The 17,114-nt window shown below is 27.7% G+C and carries 16 protein-coding genes; 7 read left to right on the top strand and 9 right to left on the bottom strand.

Going from position 1 to position 17,114, the window contains the following annotated elements; all coding sequences use genetic code 11:
- The first annotated feature begins 14 nt into the window (after positions 1–14).
- The 4 genes from H0I27_RS07575 to lptB all read left to right on the top strand — a co-directional run bounded on the left by H0I27_RS07575 (position 15) and on the right by lptB (position 3,001).
- Entirely contained in the window at positions 15–983 is a 969-nt protein-coding gene (locus H0I27_RS07575; protein ID WP_208889010.1) for an SIS domain-containing protein, read from the top strand.
- Positions 983–1,810: a twin-arginine translocase subunit TatC gene (gene tatC, locus H0I27_RS07570; protein ID WP_218733286.1), complete on the top strand. Its 828-nt coding sequence runs from the start codon at positions 983–985 to the stop codon at positions 1,808–1,810. The genes H0I27_RS07575 and tatC overlap by 1 nt, the downstream gene beginning before the upstream one ends.
- Positions 1,785–2,129 carry a carboxymuconolactone decarboxylase family protein gene (locus H0I27_RS07565; RefSeq protein ID WP_068448397.1) on the top strand — a complete coding sequence of 115 codons (345 nt, stop codon included), beginning with the start codon at positions 1,785–1,787 and terminating at the stop codon, positions 2,127–2,129. The genes tatC and H0I27_RS07565 overlap by 26 nt, the downstream gene beginning before the upstream one ends.
- Positions 2,130–2,263: 134 nt before the next feature.
- Positions 2,264–3,001 carry an LPS export ABC transporter ATP-binding protein gene (gene lptB, locus H0I27_RS07560; RefSeq protein WP_218733284.1) on the top strand — a complete coding sequence of 246 codons (738 nt, stop codon included), beginning with the start codon at positions 2,264–2,266 and terminating at the stop codon, positions 2,999–3,001.
- Here lptB and H0I27_RS07555 read toward each other — a convergent pair.
- Together H0I27_RS07555 and H0I27_RS07550 are read right to left on the bottom strand one after the other, a co-directional pair.
- Positions 2,998–4,230: an ATP-binding protein gene (locus tag H0I27_RS07555; protein ID WP_218733283.1), complete on the bottom strand. Its 1,233-nt coding sequence runs from the start codon at positions 4,228–4,230 to the stop codon at positions 2,998–3,000. The genes lptB and H0I27_RS07555 overlap by 4 nt on opposite strands.
- Positions 4,202–4,945: a phosphatidylcholine/phosphatidylserine synthase gene (locus H0I27_RS07550; protein ID WP_218733281.1), complete on the bottom strand. Its 744-nt coding sequence runs from the start codon at positions 4,943–4,945 to the stop codon at positions 4,202–4,204. Before H0I27_RS07550 ends, H0I27_RS07555 begins: the two co-directional genes overlap by 29 nt.
- A gap of 168 nt (positions 4,946–5,113) precedes the next feature.
- Here H0I27_RS07550 and H0I27_RS07545 point away from each other — a divergent pair, with 168 nt between their 5' ends.
- The 3 genes from H0I27_RS07545 to H0I27_RS07535 all read left to right on the top strand — a co-directional run bounded on the left by H0I27_RS07545 (position 5,114) and on the right by H0I27_RS07535 (position 8,410).
- Positions 5,114–6,097, top strand: coding sequence for a YheT family hydrolase (locus tag H0I27_RS07545; RefSeq protein WP_218733279.1), 984 nt, complete (start codon positions 5,114–5,116; stop codon positions 6,095–6,097).
- A 70-nt stretch (positions 6,098–6,167) separates the two neighbouring features.
- The gene (locus tag H0I27_RS07540; RefSeq protein ID WP_218733277.1) at positions 6,168–7,238 is read left to right on the top strand and encodes a PorV/PorQ family protein; all 1,071 of its coding nucleotides are present in this window, start codon (positions 6,168–6,170) and stop codon (positions 7,236–7,238) included.
- 5 nt (positions 7,239–7,243) lie between these two features.
- Positions 7,244–8,410 carry a DUF4105 domain-containing protein gene (locus H0I27_RS07535; protein WP_218733275.1) on the top strand — a complete coding sequence of 389 codons (1,167 nt, stop codon included), beginning with the start codon at positions 7,244–7,246 and terminating at the stop codon, positions 8,408–8,410.
- On the opposite strand, the gene H0I27_RS07530 is transcribed toward H0I27_RS07535, so the two are convergent.
- The 7 genes from H0I27_RS07530 to H0I27_RS07500 all read right to left on the bottom strand — a co-directional run bounded on the left by H0I27_RS07530 (position 8,404) and on the right by H0I27_RS07500 (position 17,114).
- Positions 8,404–9,786, bottom strand: a complete 1,383-nt coding sequence (locus H0I27_RS07530) for an exopolysaccharide biosynthesis polyprenyl glycosylphosphotransferase (protein ID WP_218733273.1) — start codon at positions 9,784–9,786, stop codon at positions 8,404–8,406. The genes H0I27_RS07535 and H0I27_RS07530 overlap by 7 nt on opposite strands.
- Positions 9,787–9,892: 106 nt before the next feature.
- Positions 9,893–10,798 (bottom strand): hypothetical protein, encoded by a 906-nt coding sequence (locus H0I27_RS07525; RefSeq protein ID WP_218733271.1) that lies wholly within the window; start codon positions 10,796–10,798, stop codon positions 9,893–9,895.
- A 3-nt stretch (positions 10,799–10,801) separates the two neighbouring features.
- Entirely contained in the window at positions 10,802–12,226 is a 1,425-nt protein-coding gene (locus tag H0I27_RS07520; protein ID WP_218733269.1) for an MBOAT family protein, read from the bottom strand.
- A 3-nt stretch (positions 12,227–12,229) separates the two neighbouring features.
- Positions 12,230–13,411 carry a glycosyltransferase family 4 protein gene (locus H0I27_RS07515; RefSeq protein ID WP_218733267.1) on the bottom strand — a complete coding sequence of 394 codons (1,182 nt, stop codon included), beginning with the start codon at positions 13,409–13,411 and terminating at the stop codon, positions 12,230–12,232.
- 31 nt (positions 13,412–13,442) lie between these two features.
- Positions 13,443–14,771 (bottom strand): hypothetical protein, encoded by a 1,329-nt coding sequence (locus H0I27_RS07510; RefSeq protein WP_218733265.1) that lies wholly within the window; start codon positions 14,769–14,771, stop codon positions 13,443–13,445.
- A complete protein-coding gene (locus H0I27_RS07505; protein WP_218733263.1) occupies positions 14,768–15,781 on the bottom strand; it encodes a glycosyltransferase family 4 protein in 1,014 nt (337 codons plus the stop codon). Before H0I27_RS07505 ends, H0I27_RS07510 begins: the two co-directional genes overlap by 4 nt.
- Positions 15,771–17,114 carry an O-antigen ligase family protein gene (locus H0I27_RS07500; protein WP_218733261.1) on the bottom strand — a complete coding sequence of 448 codons (1,344 nt, stop codon included), beginning with the start codon at positions 17,112–17,114 and terminating at the stop codon, positions 15,771–15,773. Before H0I27_RS07500 ends, H0I27_RS07505 begins: the two co-directional genes overlap by 11 nt.

Here is a 17,114-nt window from a genome sequence, read left to right as displayed (position 1 = left end):
AAAACACCAAACATTTGAAAAAGACAAACACAATTATAAATACTGCCAGAGAAACTATTTTAACAGAAAGTAATGCTATTGCTAATTTAGCAAAATTAATTGATGCGGACTTTGAAGAGGCCGTTAATTTTATTTTAAATTCTAATGGAAGGGTTATTGTAACCGGAATTGGTAAAAGCGCAAACATTGCTGCTAAAATAGTTGCTACATTTAATTCTACAGGAACACCTGCTATTTTTATGCATGCTGCAGACGCTATTCATGGAGATTTAGGAAATGTACAACAAGACGATGTTGTTATTTGTCTCTCTAAAAGTGGTAATACTCCAGAAATTAAAGTTTTAGTTCCATTGATAAAAAATTATGGGAATAAAATAGTAGCAATTACAGGAAATGTAGACTCCTATTTAGGCGAACATGCAGACTTTACATTAAATGCTTATGTAGAAAAAGAAGCGTGCCCAAATAATTTAGCACCAACAACAAGTACCACTGCACAATTAGTTTTGGGTGATGCACTGGCTGTTTGTTTACTAGATTTACGCGGTTTTACAAGTAAAGATTTTGCAAAATACCATCCTGGAGGCGCTTTAGGTAAGCGTTTGTATTTAAGAGTAGCTGATTTGGTAGAAAAAAACCAAGTTCCTGCTGTTAACGAAACAGATAGTATCGCAAAAGTTATTGTAGAGATTTCTGAAAAAAGATTAGGGGTTACTGCTGTTTTAAATAAAGAAAAATTAACAGGTATTATTACCGATGGAGATATTAGAAGAATGCTTTCTAAATCTACACAAATTTCTCAAATTACAGCAAAAGATATAATGGGTAAAAACCCAAAAACTATTTTAGAAGATGCAATGGCGGTAGATGCATTAACTCTAATGGAAAAAAATAGCATTACACAAATGTTAGTTGTAGACCATAAAAACAAATATGTTGGTGTTGTACATTTACATGATTTAATTAAAGAAGGTATTTTTTAATGGCAGAGCAACAAAAAGAAATGTCCTTTTTAGGTCATTTAGAGGAATTAAGATGGCACTTGGTAAGAAGTGCTGCCGCAATATTTATCATAGCAATTGTATTATTTGTGTTTCAAAAAGAAGTGTATGAAAACTTCTTATTAGCACACAGAAAATCCGATTTTATAACCTATCAACTATTTTGTGATTTTTTCACTTTTTTTAAGTTGGATAGTAGCTTTTGTAATGTTGTTTTTAAAGACAACTTAATAAGTTTAAAGCCCACCCAACAATTAATGAATTCTATTTGGTCTTCATTTATATTGGGTATTATTTTGGCTTTCCCTTATCTATTATGGGAAATTTGGCGTTTTGTGGCACCTGGATTAACAAAAAAAGAAGTAAATAAGTCTAGAGGATTTATTTTTATAGCTTCTTTTTTATTTTTCTGTGGTATCGCATTTAGCTTTTATGTAATTGCACCTATTTCTATACACTTTTTGTATAATTATCAAATTACAGATTTAATTCAGAATAACTTTACAATGGACTCTCATATAGGGCTAGTCACCAATATGTTATTAGGTGTTTCAATTTTATTTGAACTACCCGTTTTAGTTTACTTTTTAACTAAAATTGGTTTGGTAACACCAGAGTTTTTAAAAAAATATAGAAAACATGCTTTAGTAGTTGTATTAATTTTAGCAGCTATTATTACGCCACCAGATGTTGCTAGTCAAGTAATTGTGGCCATTCCTATTCTTATTTTATATGAGGTAAGTATTAGAGTTTCTAAAATAGTAATAAAAAAACAAAATAAAAATGCACGAAAAGGTACAGGAGTTTAATGACTATCGTCAGAAAATGAACGATAAAATTTTAGATTCTGATAATAAAGTAATAAAAAGAATATTCAATTTAGACACAAATACCTTTAAAGAAGGTCATTTACCTGTTAAAACAAAAGAACTTTTAGGCTTAGTTGCTTCTGCAGTTTTACGATGTGATGATTGTGTACAATATCATTTAGAAGCTGCTATGAAAAATGGAGTTACTAAAGAAGAAATGATGGAAACAATGTCTATTGCTACCTTGGTTGGTGGTACTATTGTAATTCCGCATTTAAGAAGAGCTGTTGAGTATTGGGAAATGCTAGAAAATAAGTAAGCTCTTTTGAGTTGCAGTAATCAGTAAAAATGAATGTTGTGAATCTATTAAGATTAAAAAAAACATAATTTATTACTTTTACACAAACTAACATTACACGTTTCAACAATTAAACAATTACATATTTATAAAATATGATTTTAAGAGCAGAAAACATAGAAAAAATCTACGGAAGTAGAAAAGTTGTTACCGGGATTTCTTTAGAGGTAAAACAAGGTGAAATCATCGGACTTTTAGGTCCTAATGGTGCCGGAAAAACAACTTCTTTCTATATGATTGTTGGGATGATAAAACCAAATTCTGGTAAAATTTTCTTAAATGATGAAGAAATTACTGAAGATGCCATGTATAAGCGTGCTCAGAAAGGGATTGGTTATCTAGCACAAGAAGCTTCTATTTTTAGAAAATTATCTGTTGAAGAAAATATTATGTCTGTTTTACAATTTACAGATTTATCTAAAAAAGAACAAAAAGAAAAATTAGAGTCTTTAATTGAAGAGTTTAATATCGGCCATGTTCGTAAAAACAGAGGAGACTTATTATCTGGAGGAGAAAGACGTAGAACAGAAATTGCACGTTGCTTAGCTTCCGATCCAAAATTTATTTTATTAGATGAACCTTTTGCTGGTGTAGACCCTATTGCTGTAGAAGATATACAAAGCATTGTGGCTCATTTAAAAGACAGAAATATTGGTATTTTAATTACAGATCATGATGTACAAGCAACTTTAGCGATTACAGATAAAACCTATTTAATGTACCAAGGAAGTATCCTAAAAAGTGGGACTCCAGAAGAGTTGGCAGCAGATGAAATGGTTAGAAAAGTATATTTAGGTAAAGACTTCGAATTGAAAAAGAAGAGAGTTTTTTAATCTTTACAGATTGATAATTTATCTTCTTTTTTAGAAATATTAAAATAGAAACAAACTCCTTTTTTATTATTTTCTCTTTTCTTTAAACCAACATTACCTCCAAGTCTTTTTACTATAGATTGTACTGTTGATAAACCAATACCGGTATTATTATCATTTGTACTTCCTAAAGTTTCAAACATTTCAAAGACTTTTTTAAAGTATTTTTCTTCTATACCAGGACCATTGTCTTCATAAATGAAATAATAGCTTTCTACATCCTCTTTAAAACTAACAGTAATAATAGATTTTTCTTCGTCAAAAAATTTCCTTGAATTAGATATTAAATTCTGAAAAACTTGTAGAAGCCCAATTTTAGAAGAAAAAACATTTAGATTTAAATGAGAAGTGTCTAAGAATATCTTATTTTCAAAATCTATATTGGTTATAATACTATCTAAAAATAATTTTAAATTAAAATGTTCGAAAACAATATTTTCACTGGTTACTTTAGAATAATTTAGAATTTCGTTTATCAAAGTATTTATATATACAACTCTATCTGAAATTAAACCAATGTACTCTTCTGCTCCCGTATTTTTAAAAAGAGCAATATGATCTTCTTTTAAAACATCTAATAAAAAACTAACACCATTTATTGGCGATTTTAAATCGTGTGTTAATCGATAAGCAAAACTATTTAGTTGATCGTTTAACTTTTTTACCTCGCTATTAGAAGTAGATAATTCTTTGTTTTTTTTTCGAAGTTCTAAAAGTACAACTACTTGTTTAGATAATAATTTTAAAGAATCTTTTTGATTACCTGTTAAAATCTTTGGTTTGTTATCAATAACACACAAAGTACCTAAAGGAACCCCTTCTGAACTATTTAATGGAGCGCCTGCATAAAAAATTACATTCGGTTCATTAATCGTTAAAGGATTATCAAAAAAACGTTTATCTTTTGATGCATCATTTATTATAAATAACTCGTTGGGGTCTAAAATTGCATGTGAACAAAAAGCGACATCTCTAGGTGTTTCTGTTACGCCTTCTATACCGTGTGTAGATTTAAACCATTGCCTATTTTTATCAATAATAGAAACGAGGGCAATTGAAGTATTACATATACTCGATGCTATTTTTGTAATTGCATCATATTCATCTTCCGGTAAAGAGTCTAAAATATTATAACTTTTTAAAACATCTAACCTTTCTTGTTCATTTTGGGGGATTCTGGCTATTTCCATTAAATACAATTATTTTGTTAATAAGTGATATTATAATGTACAATATAATAATAAATGGAATAGAAAGGAAATGTAAAGTGTAAATTAAAATTAAAGATGCAAAAAGAAAAGAATATACAATTATGTTCTTTTTAAATGAATAATCTTTAAATTTTAAAGAAAATAAAGGTAATTCTGCATTCATTAAATAGGTTAAAATCAAAGTAACTGCAATTAAAAAGTAATTACTTGCTATTAACTCCTGAGCAAATGCTACCGTTGAGTATTCTTGAATTAGAGGTAAAGAAATGATAAATAAACTCATTGCAGGTGTTGGCAAACCTATAAAAGAATCTGATTGTCTTGTATCAATATTAAATTTAGCCAATCTATAACAAGCTCCTAAAGTTAATAGTAAACCTAAAAAAGGCAAATAACTTTGCTCATTAAAATCTTGTATCCCTGCAGCATTCTCTATCAATAATTTATAAACGATAATTCCCGGTACAACTCCACTTGTAACCATATCCGCCAAAGAATCTAATTGTTTACCTAACTCTCCAGAAACATTTAGTAAACGCGCTGCAAAGCCATCAAAAAAATCAAATAAAATTCCTAAAACAACAAATAAACCTGCATATATATAATTACCTTCAACCGCAAAAATAGTAGCTACTGTTCCACAAAAAAGATTACCGAGCGTTATTAAATTAGGAATGTGTTTCTTTAAATTCATTTTTTAGTTTAATTGAAAAGCTAAAATAAGAAATCAAATTTGCGTGGTTTAAATTATTCTTTATTTTTTTATGATATTTGTAAGTATTTTTTAGAAAAAATTACAATTCATACTATACAACGAGCAAAACTTTTAATTTCAATTTTTAAAATAGTTTAATTTCAATATATGCCTGTATTTACGTCAGACTTCACTCCTACTTTTCTCTTTAAAAGTGGTCATTTTAATACTATTTACAGATCTGTTTTTACCAAAGAACATTGTAATTATCAACGAAAAAGAATTACTACTTGGGATAAAGATTTTATTGATTTAGACTTTTCTTTAGTGGGCTCTAAAACCTTGGTTTTATTAATTCACGGTTTAGAAGGAAGTTCTAATTCTAAATACATCATATCTACCACCAAACATTTAAATACAAAAGGATTAGATACTGTTTGTTTTAATTTAAGAGGTTGTTCTGGTGAAGATAATTTACTTTTAGGAACGTATCATAGTGGTAAAACAGAAGATGTGGATTTTGTTGTAAAGCACCTTTTAGCCCATTATGACTATGAGAATATTGTACTAATTGGTTTTAGTTTAGGCGGTAATTTAACCTTAAAATATATAGGTGAACAATCTGAAAACATATCTTCTAAAATAAAAGGAGGAATTGCTGTTTCTGTTCCTATTGATATTGCTTCTGGAGAAAATGAATTAGAAAAATTAAAGAACAAATTGTATTTAGAGCGGTTTTTGAAAAGCATGAAGATTAAAATTTTAGAAAAAGCAGCAAAATTTCCTGAATTTCATGTAGATAAAGATCAATTGTCAAAGGCTACCCGATTTAAACATTTAGAAAACCTATATACTGTGCCTGTTTTTGGTTTTAAAAGTCCAGAAGATTACTGGGAAAAAGCGAGTGCCAAACCGTATTTATCAAAAATAAAAATACCAACTTTACTTATCAACTCTAAAGATGATACTTTTTTATCTGATAAATGCTTTCCTTTTGAGGAAGCTAATAATTCTAAAAATTTCTTTTTTGAAACTACAAATTATGGCGGTCATTGTGGCTTTATTTCTTCTTTTTACAACGCTAAAAACAACTGGCTAGAACTTAGAATTGAAAGATTTATCAAACAAAATATACAGATTAATCTATTGTAAACAATATCTTTAAAAAACTACTGTTATTTTAGTATGTTTTTAGATATTTGTTACTGATAATTTTCACTCTTTGAAACAAAAAATATTATTTTTTATACTACTTAGTCCGCTCCTTTTATCTGCACAAGCATTTAGAAGTTACTCTAATGAATTTTTAACAATAGGAGTTGATGCGGCAGGCTTAGGAATGAGTAAAAGTGTTGTTGCTACAACTAATGATGTAAACTCTATCTATTGGAATCCTGCGGGATTAGTAGGTATAGAGGACTATCAAGGATCGTTAATGCATGTTTCTTACTTTGCCGGAATTGCAAATTATAATCACGCTAGTTTTGCAATGCCAATAGACAAAGAAAGTGCCGTTGGAGTTTCTATAATTCGTTTTGGGGTAGATGATATTTTAAATACCACAGAGTTAATTGATAGTGATGGAAACATCGATTATAACAGAATTCAACTATTTTCTTCCGTAGATTATGCTTTTAACTTTGCGTATGCTAGAAATTTAATTTTTAAGGATGTTAAATTTGGTGTAAATGCTAAAATTGTTAGAAGAATTATTGGTGATTTTGCTTCTTCTTACGGATTTGGCTTTGATGCAGGAATTCAGTTTGAACGAAATTCTTGGAAATTTGGATTGATGGCAAGAGATATTACCACTACTTTTAATAGTTGGGCAATTAATGAAGATGAATTTAACAAGATTAAAGACGCCATTCCTGGAGAAAATCAAGATTTACCAGAAACAACAGAAATTACCAAACCTAAATTACAATTAGGAGTGGCTAAAAGTTGGAGAATAGGCCGTCTGTTTAATCTACTTTCGGAAGCAAATGCAAATATGCGTTTTACCAAAACCAATGATATATTTTCTTCTGATGTAGTAAGTATAGATCCAGCAATAGGTTTTCAGTTAGATTATGATGAATTAGTTTTCTTAAGAGCTGGTGTTGGTAATTTTCAATACATAACAGAATTCGACAATTCAAAATCACTTTCTATGCAACCCAATTTTGGTGTTGGCTTTAAATACAATGGTATAAAAATAGATTATGCTTTAACAAACATTGGTAGTGTTGGTAATGCATTGTATTCAAATATTTTTTCAATTACAATCGATTATAGTTTCTTTAGACCTTAGTTTTTATGAACAAAAAGTACTTTCTCTTACTATTTTTACTTTCCATATTTTCACCCTTAAAAGCACAACTACAACTTTCTGAATATGCAGAAGTAAGTATTGTTACTGCAGGACCAGGAGAAGAATTATATGAAGCTTTTGGACATTCTGCCATTAGAATTAAAGATCCCGTTTTAAAATTAGATTTAATTTACAATTACGGAATGTTTGATTTTAATCAGCCTAACTTTTATACAAATTTTGCAAAAGGAAATATGATTTATAGCTTAGCTCGTTATGATTTTAAATACTTTATAGCAAGTTACAGAAGAGACAAACGTTGGTTAAAAGAGCAAGTTTTAAATTTAACAACGCAAGAAAAGCAACGCTATTTTAAATTTCTAGAAAACAATGCTTTGCCAGAAAACAGCAACTATCAATATGATCCTTATTTTGATAATTGCGCTACCAAATTAAGAGATATTACTAAAACTATTTTAGGAGATAAAGTTGTTTTTGACGATAACAACCTAGAAAAAAACCTCACATTTAGACAATTAACAAACAATGAAATTCCTTGGAACTCATGGGGAACTTTTGGCTTAAATTTAATAGCAGGTACAAAATTAGATGAACAAGCTACTTTTGAGCAATATATGTACTTACCAGACTATGTCTATAGTTCTTTTAAAAGTGCTACCGTTTTTATTAAAAATCAACCACAAAAATTGATAAAGAAAGAAATAGTACTTCTAAACTTTAAAGAAAAAAAAGCTAAGACAACTATTTTTAATCCTTTTTTAATCTTTAGCCTTTTAGCCTTATTAGGTATTTACATTACATATAAAGACTTTAAAAATAATAAAAGAACAAAGTCTTTAGATTTTACCTTATTCTTTGTTACAGGTCTTATAGGTTGTGCATTATTTTTTCTTTGGTTTTTCTCTACACACTCCACAGCACCAAATAACTTTAACTTATTATGGGCATTTGCTCCTAATGTAGTGGTTGCTTTTCTATTGTTAAAAACACATCAACCAAGATGGTTGAAAAAATACATGCAATTATTACTATTATTTCTAGTTATAGTTCCTATTTTGTGGATCATAGAAATTCAGGTGTTCCCTGTAGTTATAATCCCTTTATTAGTGTTCCTTGCAATAAGGTATTACTATTTATCAAAAAATTATTGACCTTTAAAATATAAGACCGTAGTAAATGTCTTTATAAAAATTTTGAAATCTAAAAAAGTACTACGCTCTTTAATATAATACAAATCGTAACGTAATTTAGTTTCTTGCTCTTCTATAGTATTTGCATACGGATAATTCACTTGCGCCCAACCTGTTAACCCAGGTCTAATAACGTGCCTAATTGCATAAAATGGTATCTTATCTTCTAAATCTTTTACAAACTCTGGTCTTTCTGGTCTAGGACCAATTAAACTCATATCTCCTTTTATAATATTAAAAAACTGAGGCATTTCATCTAGTCTAGTACGTCTTAAAAACTTTCCAAAAGCAGTAATTCTAATATCATTTTTTTTAGCCCAAACTGCTCCTCCTTTTTCAGCATCTCTAACCATAGACCTCAGCTTAAAAATTCTAAAAGGTTTACCATTCTTCCCAACTCTTAATTGAGTGTAAAACAAAGGACCTCTGTTTGCGATAATGTTACCAACAAAAATTAATGGAATAACACATAAAAAACCTATAGCTCCAATTAATGAAAGTAATATATCTACAATTCTTAAACCAAAAAGATAAAAATTATTAGAATTATTCTTACTAAAATTGATGTGCCTATAAAAATTATGGTCTAAATATTCTCTAGGAATTCTAACATTTACATCTTCATAAAAAGTTTCATAACTCACAATATTTACGCCTTTCTCAAATAACAAAATAAGCTCTTTGTTTAGACGGTTTACAACTTCTTCAGAAAGATCTCTTTTAGATACAACTACTTCAGTAATAGAATTGTCTTCCAAAATTGAAGATATGGTAGTTTTAGAAATATCTATAAAACCATTAATTCCTTTAATTTCTTGATCAGATAAATAAGCAGAAACATCATGATAAGAATCACTATATACTTGAGTAAGTAATTTTTTAATTCTTTCTGAATTACCAACGAAAATGATAGATTTAAAGTATTTTGGAGAAAATATTAATGATATATATATAAAACGCCAAAGTAAAATTGGAATAAAAGAAAGCAAAAAGAAATAGCCTATTTGTAATCTATTAGGAGGTAATTCTGGCGAATAATAAGGAGTAAAAATATAAAAAATGGTAGTTGCAAAAACCGTAAGAACAGCCGCTCTAACGGTTAAATACCTATTATTAGAGACGTTTAAACCATACAGTTGAAAAATTTGACCAAAAATTGAAAAATAAAAAATTAATAATAATAACCAATTAAAAATGGCATTGCTGTTAAATTTTATGTAGGTAAAATTGATAAATAATGAAGCTAGGTACAAACTAGAAATAAGAATAATAACATCTATTATTCTTAAAAAAAGTTTTCTTTCGGATACATTAAAGTAGGATATTTTTGTTGCCAAATGATGCTGTTTTTTTAACCTGTTTTAATTTATTCAATTACATAAATGAGATTGAAAAAAGATTACTAAAATACTTTTTGGGAGTTGGTAAATTTATAAAAAAATATTAATTGATTAACATTTTAAAATTATTTATAAAAAATAATGTACTCTGTTTTCTTCCTTTAGTATTTACATGTATTCCATCATAAAATAATTCATTTTTATCTTCTAAAACTGATGAATGGTTTATAATAGTATATTCTAATTTATTATTAAAAGTAAACTTTTCTTGCTGATAAGGAGCGATATAAATTATTAATTCGCAATTATTTTCAATCAAATAATTTTGAACCTCTTTAATTATTGGATTGGTAATTTCTGTATTTATATCTTTAATTTCAGAATTAAGGTTAACCTCTTTATGACTAGAAGATGGGTATGAATAGTTACCAAACTCATCAAATTTATTTCTAAACTTAGGTTTTATTGCACTCAACGTTGCAGGTAATAATAATTCTAAATTATAATATGAATAAGCAAAAAAAGGATTAAAATTAGAATTAGTTAATATGTTTAAAGCACTGTTTTCATATTTTTTAAAATGATTTCTCACATAATCTCTATTTACAAACGGTGCAAATCGATAGTCATTATTACCTAATTCTAAAGACGTTTTTGTAAAATGATTGGCATCTAAAACTAAAACCAAATAATCTGCTTTAAAATTAGATCTAAAAAAATGTTGAATCATTAAAAATTGAGTCTTTAAATCGGTATCATCCATAGATAAGTTAACACCTTTTACGCCTAATTTTTCATCAATTAAACCGCTATTAAGAGTCGTTAAACCTCTACTTGAACCTACTACAAAATAATCTAATTTTTTATCGGGATTAAATCCGTTTACTAAAAAAGAACTTTTATAAAAAGTAGATTTTCTTAAAAAATAATTAGTACCAAAAGCAATAATATTACCTATAATTAAAGTTAAAGCCGAAAAGTAAATTATTTTTTTTATAAATTTTTTCATCTTTTAAAATTGAAAATAGATAAAATCTGCATGATTTTTTATCGCTCCCAAGAAAGCAGTAAATAAACATAAGAAAATTAAAAAATAAGAATTAAAATACGTTTCAACTCTTCCTTTTTTATCGTTATAAAGCTCTGTTGCTATTAAAAAAACAATGCTACAAAACGTAATACCTGTAATAATTAAATACTTACTTGTAGAAGCATAAAAACTTCCTCCGTTAGTTAAACTTAGAATTCTTGAAATATAATTAAAAGCATCAGTAATAGAAAGAGACCTAAATACAATCCATGAAAACATCACCAAAATAAAAGTAACTGCAATTTTTAAAATATTTAAATTGATATTCGTTTTCTTTACGTCTATTTTTTTTTTTTTTAATGCTATAAAAAGAGGAATATACAAAACTGCATGTATAAATCCCCAGAAAATAAAGGTCCAATTAGCACCATGCCAAAACCCACTAACTATAAATACAATGCCAACATTTCTTATAGACTTAAGTAAAGTTCCTTTACTTCCTCCTAGTGGAATATATAAATAATCTCTAAACCAAGTAGAAAGAGAAATATGCCAACGTTTCCAGAATTCCCCAATATTTTTTGATAAATAAGGAAACTTAAAATTGGTCATTAAATCAAAATTAAAAAGTCTAGCTGTACCAATTGCAATATCTGAATAACCAGAAAAATCTCCATAAATTTGAAATGAAAAAAGAAAAGCTCCTATTAAAAGAGATTCAAAAGATTGATTTTCATAGTTGTTAAAAATACCATTTACAATAATGGATGCATTATCTGCAATTACTATTTTCTTGAAAAATCCCCAAACAATTAGTTGTACACCAGAAACTGCTTTTTCATAAGAAAATGTTCTTTTCTTATAAAATTGTGGTAATAAATTTGAAGCCCTTTCTATGGGGCCCGCAACTAATTGCGGAAAAAAACTTACAAATGATAAAAAAGCTAAAAAATTATTGGTTGGTTCTAGTTTCTTTCTATAAATGTCTATTGAATAACTTAAGGTTTGAAATGTATAAAAACTGATACCAACAGGTAAAATAATTGTAAGTCTTTCGGCTGAAATAGAACTCCCAAAAAAGGTAAATGCTGATGTAAAACTCTCTAAAAAGAAATTATAGTATTTAAAAAAACCAAGTAAACCTAAATTAACAACAATACTTATTGTTAAAAATATTTTTCGTTTAGACGAGTCTTCTACTTTTCCTAGTTTTTTTCCAATAAAAAAATCTATGATAGAACTAAATAGTATTAAAATAAGAAAACGCCAATCCCAAAAACCATAAAAGACATAACTAGCAATTAAAACAACCCAATTCTGTCGTGTATTTGTTTTTGAAAAAACAAACCAATAAAGAATAAAAACTATTGGAAAAAAAACAGCAAAATCTATAGAGTTAAAAAGCATTTTTTAATTTAAGTTTATAAAATGTTGAAGTTTCTCCATTTGTAACTCTAAGTTAAATTCATTTACGTGAGCATTAATGTTATTTTTAGAACACATAATATAATCACTATTATCCATTTGTTTAAAAATAGAAATGTTTTTACATAAGCTTTTAAGATCGTTGGGCTCAGAAAATAAGCCAGATTTTTTAGAAGCAATAATCTCTTCTGCTTCACCAGAACCTACATATAAAATAGGAATACCTAATTGCATTAATTCAAATATTTTAGAAGGTAGAGCTCCATAAATTTTATTTTTTAAAGGAACAAAACCAATATCGAATTTTCTTATTTCATCTTTAATTTCTTTGGCCGATTTTACTCCATGAAAAAAAATATTGTTATCAGATTTTTCTGAAAACTGCTTAATTTCATTTTCTTCCATTCCTGCACCATAAATATGTAATTCTACACCAATTTCTTTAAAATTTATTTCATTACAAATATTTAAAATACCTTGTGCATAACCTAATAAGCCTGCATAGACAATTTTTAAATTGCCCTTGCTTTTTTCCTTAACCGAATACTTTCTGTAATTAGGTACATTTCTATAAATTAAAAAATCTGTATCAACAACTCCCTTTATATGCGTTAATATTTCTTCGGATTGTCCTATAATCTTATCAGCTAATTTATAATTTATTTTTTCAATTTTTTCTAAAAAGCTATAAAAGCTCCCTTTTTTAATCACCTCTAACTCTAAAGCCGACAAAGGCCAAATATCAGAAACATTTAAAATATTTTTACATCCTAAAACCTTACTCAAAAGTAAGCCAGATAGCGCAACTAATAATGGTGGAGACTGAATAATAAAAACATCTGGTTTTTTTCTTACTAAACTAAAAATGGAAAACCAAAAAGCCCAAGCAAATGATAACATACTAAATAAGCGTACAATTGCTTTTTTTGATTTAGAAGGAAATATCCAATATCTTTTTACAATAATCTCTTCTACTATTTCTTCTACAAAAAACTTTCCGCTATATTTTTCAAAAATTTTACCTTTCGGGTAATTAGGCAATGGGCACATAACAGTAACCTTATTCCCTTTACTTTTTAAGCCTTCTGCTAAATTTTTAATTCGATTGGCAGCTGCCCCCATTTCTGGAGGATAATAATTAGAAATAATGACAATATTTTTACTCACAGTTATAAATAGGTATTTTGTTAATGAATTTTTATTTTTTTAAAAGCTTTGATTCAACTATTTGTGGTTTTCCAGATTTTGAAGCAGCTATATAGGTTACTTCTTTATAACGTATTTTAAACTCTTCATCTAAAATATACTTTTGCAACTCCTTTGTTACACTTACTAAAACATCTTTATTAAAGCCCTTATCTTTAATATATTCAATAGTTATTTCACCTAGTTGTTCTTGAATTACTTTAAATTGTTTTATTTCAAGAACATACTCAAAAATACCAGTAAAGGAATGTACGGTCAGTTTTTTATTCTCAGACAAAAGTACAATATCAGTATCTCTACCAATAATTTTTTCTAATAGAGGATAATTAAAAGCTCGATTTTCGGGGTATTTTTCTTTAGGTAATTTAATCGCTAAATCTCCAATTTTATATCGTATTAGTGGCATCGAAAAACCATCTAATCTTGTAACAACTACATGTCCTAACTCTCCATCAGGTAAAGGATTATTATCATCATCTAAAATTTCTAAATATACATGTGGAGACATAATATACTTATATTCCAAATCTTTTTGACTCGCAATTAAAAAGCCTTCATTACAGCCATAAGTATCATAAACTTTAGTTGTAAAAGCTTTTTCTACATTTTTTTTATAGTGATTAAACATTTTATCTCCAAAACTAATGGCTGCCTTAAAATGTATATTGTAATTGTGTTCTAAAGCATATTCAGCAATAATATTCAAAGAAGATGCGTAACCTGCTAAGTAATAATTATTAGTATTATTCAACTCTTTAAAAAGGGTTTCTAACTGTTTTTCGGTTAATGAAAAAGCGGTTATATACTTTGTTTTAAACAAACTATCTTTTATAGATTTTAAAAAACCTCTATTGGGAGACATCCCCGTTTGTACAATAGAATCTCCTACTTTATAACCACTCCACTCCCACCAATGAGATAAAATAGCTCTAATAATTGACTGCTCTTTTTTATCCATAAAAACAGTGCTTTGAATACCTGAAGAACCACTACTCGAGTAAGATATTAAATTAGCTTTGTTTACTTTATTAGAAAGTAAGCTATCTGAATTACCTCTAATATCATCCTTTGTCAAAATAGGAAAACCTTCTAACCAGCGATAAGGATCTTTCCCTTTTAATTGAATGGAATTGTATTTAGAAACTGTATTTACCGTATGTTCTAAAATATTTTTTAGATTCTTTTTTTGAAGATTTTCTAATTCAATTTCAGATAAACCGTCTACCTTTCTCCAATATTTTAATTGCTTTAAATATGAAGATTTATTCATAAAATCTCCTAGAGGTAAAAATAGATTTTCAATTAATTTATTATAAATCATTTTAAAATTTTAAACCATTTATACTTTATAATATCCCAATCGAATGTTTCTGCTTTTTCTCTAGCCTTTTTGGATAATGTTGGATATTTACCTTCAATAACATCAATAATAGCATTTGTCATTGCATCAACATTCTCTTTATCAACCAGTAAACCATCTACCTTATTTTCTATTAAATACGGCATTCCTCCTACATTGGTACTCACAATAGTTAAACCTAACGCCATTGCTTCAATCACACTTATCGGAGTATTATCAAAATTAGTAGTATTTATAAAGACATCATATTCTGTAGCTTTTTTATGCCAATCTTCTTTTGTTAAAACGCCTGTAAACTCAACAGAGTCCTCTAAATTATATTTTTGAACTAAGTTTACAGTTTCTTGATATGAATCATCTAAAAATGGACCAACCATACACAGAACTGCATCAGGGTATTTCTTTTTTAATTCTAAAAGTACTTTAATCGCTAAAGTTGGATTGTATAAATGTTTAAAAGATCTTACCCATAATAATTTAGGCTGAATGTTTGTTCTTTCTAAGTATTTATAGTCTTCTAAAGGAATTGTATTAGGAATAAATTCTGTGTTAAAGTTCTCTTTTTTAAATGCAACTTTTAAATAATTAGAAGGCGCTACATTTTTATAAGCATTTTTAAAAATAGTTTTTGATAATACTGGATTTTTGATAAGTCTTTTAGGCAAATCTCCTCCTCTTAGAATAGGAATATATTTTAAAGAAAATAGTTTACATATTAATGAGATGATATAAGCATAATAAAAATTTAGCGTACTAAATGTATCCATCAAAACAAAATCGACCTTATTCCTTAACAGTATTGTCTTATAGATCATATCTAACAATCTAATTAATTTATTAGTCTTATTAGAGACTACTGTTAATTGATAATGTTCTTTTTCTAATAACTCAGAAAGTATCGCTATTGAAGTTTTGTATTTAGATTTCTTAGAAAGATTATTGCCTATATATAAAATTCTTTTATTCATCATCTATCAAATCATTTTCTATCTCCGTAATTCTTATCAAACTTAAAGCATATATAAAACCAGGTAAAGCAACTCTCATTGCCGAATGGTTAATCGTTAAAAACCACATTATATAAAATGCTATTATAAATGCTTTTTGAAAGTTATTTGCTTTAAAAAAGTTAATGAGTGGTACAATTAATAATAATAGTAACAAAATAAACCCAATTAGACCATGTTCTTCCACTAACCTCCCCACCTCATTATGAGAGGCTGCCGTAAGTCTTTCATGAGATTTCATTCTTTCATACTTACCATTTCCTACACCAATACCCAAAGGATTCTCAAAGAAATTTATAAACTGATAAGCTAATATATCTATTCTACCAGTAGTAATATCTTTTTTTTGTATTCCAGCTGCATTTTTACCTGTAAATCTATTATCTAACATTCCACCAGTTATATTAGAGGTATAAACCCAAATAGCGACAAGAAAGAATCCAAGAATTAACGCATATTTAAACACTACCTGCACACTCATTTTTTTATATAAAATAAAAAAAAACGCAAACAAAATTAAAGCTATAGCTGCCGTAAAAAGTCCACCTCTAGAAAAAGTTAATAAACCTCTGTATATAAAGTAAATTAAAAAAAAAGAATCTAAATAAATATACCCTGTTAGCTTCTCTTTCAATAGTAAAAAAATAGCTATAATAAGTATACCAAGTCCAACAGCTGTAGCAACTTGATTAGGACCAAATCCCCCTGAGGTTTCAGCTAACGCAGCCCCTCCAAAAAGAATTTCTTTTAAATCTGGAGTTCTAAAATACATAAAAGTAATCATCGAAAACAAAGGCAGTAACATAAAAAACAAAGCATCTAGTAATTGTTGTTTACTTATAGGTCTATAATAGAAATATAAAGCACAGACACCTAATACAATAGGACCACTTAAATTAAACACAATATTTGTTCGTAAAGACTCTCCTTCTGGTACTTGTGTAAAAACAATACCCAATAATAAAAGTAAAATATAAAAAAGATAATGGATAGAAAACCTTTGTTTAAAAGGTCCTAAAAAGATTCCCAATACTAAAAACAGTATTACTCCGTATTTACCTGTTTCATAAAGAAAAAGCCCTTTAATCATTCTTAAAAAGATTTCTCCTCCTGCCATATAAGAAGCAAATAAAAAAGCTTCTTCATTTCTATTATTCGAACTAAAAATAACTATTAAAGGAATAATAAGACATACCAATCCATAAATTTTCGGGAATAAAGGAAATGTACCTAAATACCCTATAAGAATATGAATAGCTATAAGTTTTAATTTATTATTTAATATATATTGAATCAA

The sequence above is a fragment of the Polaribacter sp. HaHaR_3_91 genome, from assembly GCF_019278525.1.
Classification (GTDB): Bacteria; Bacteroidota; Bacteroidia; order Flavobacteriales; family Flavobacteriaceae; genus Polaribacter.
This window is presented reverse-complemented; position numbering and strand designations above follow the sequence as displayed.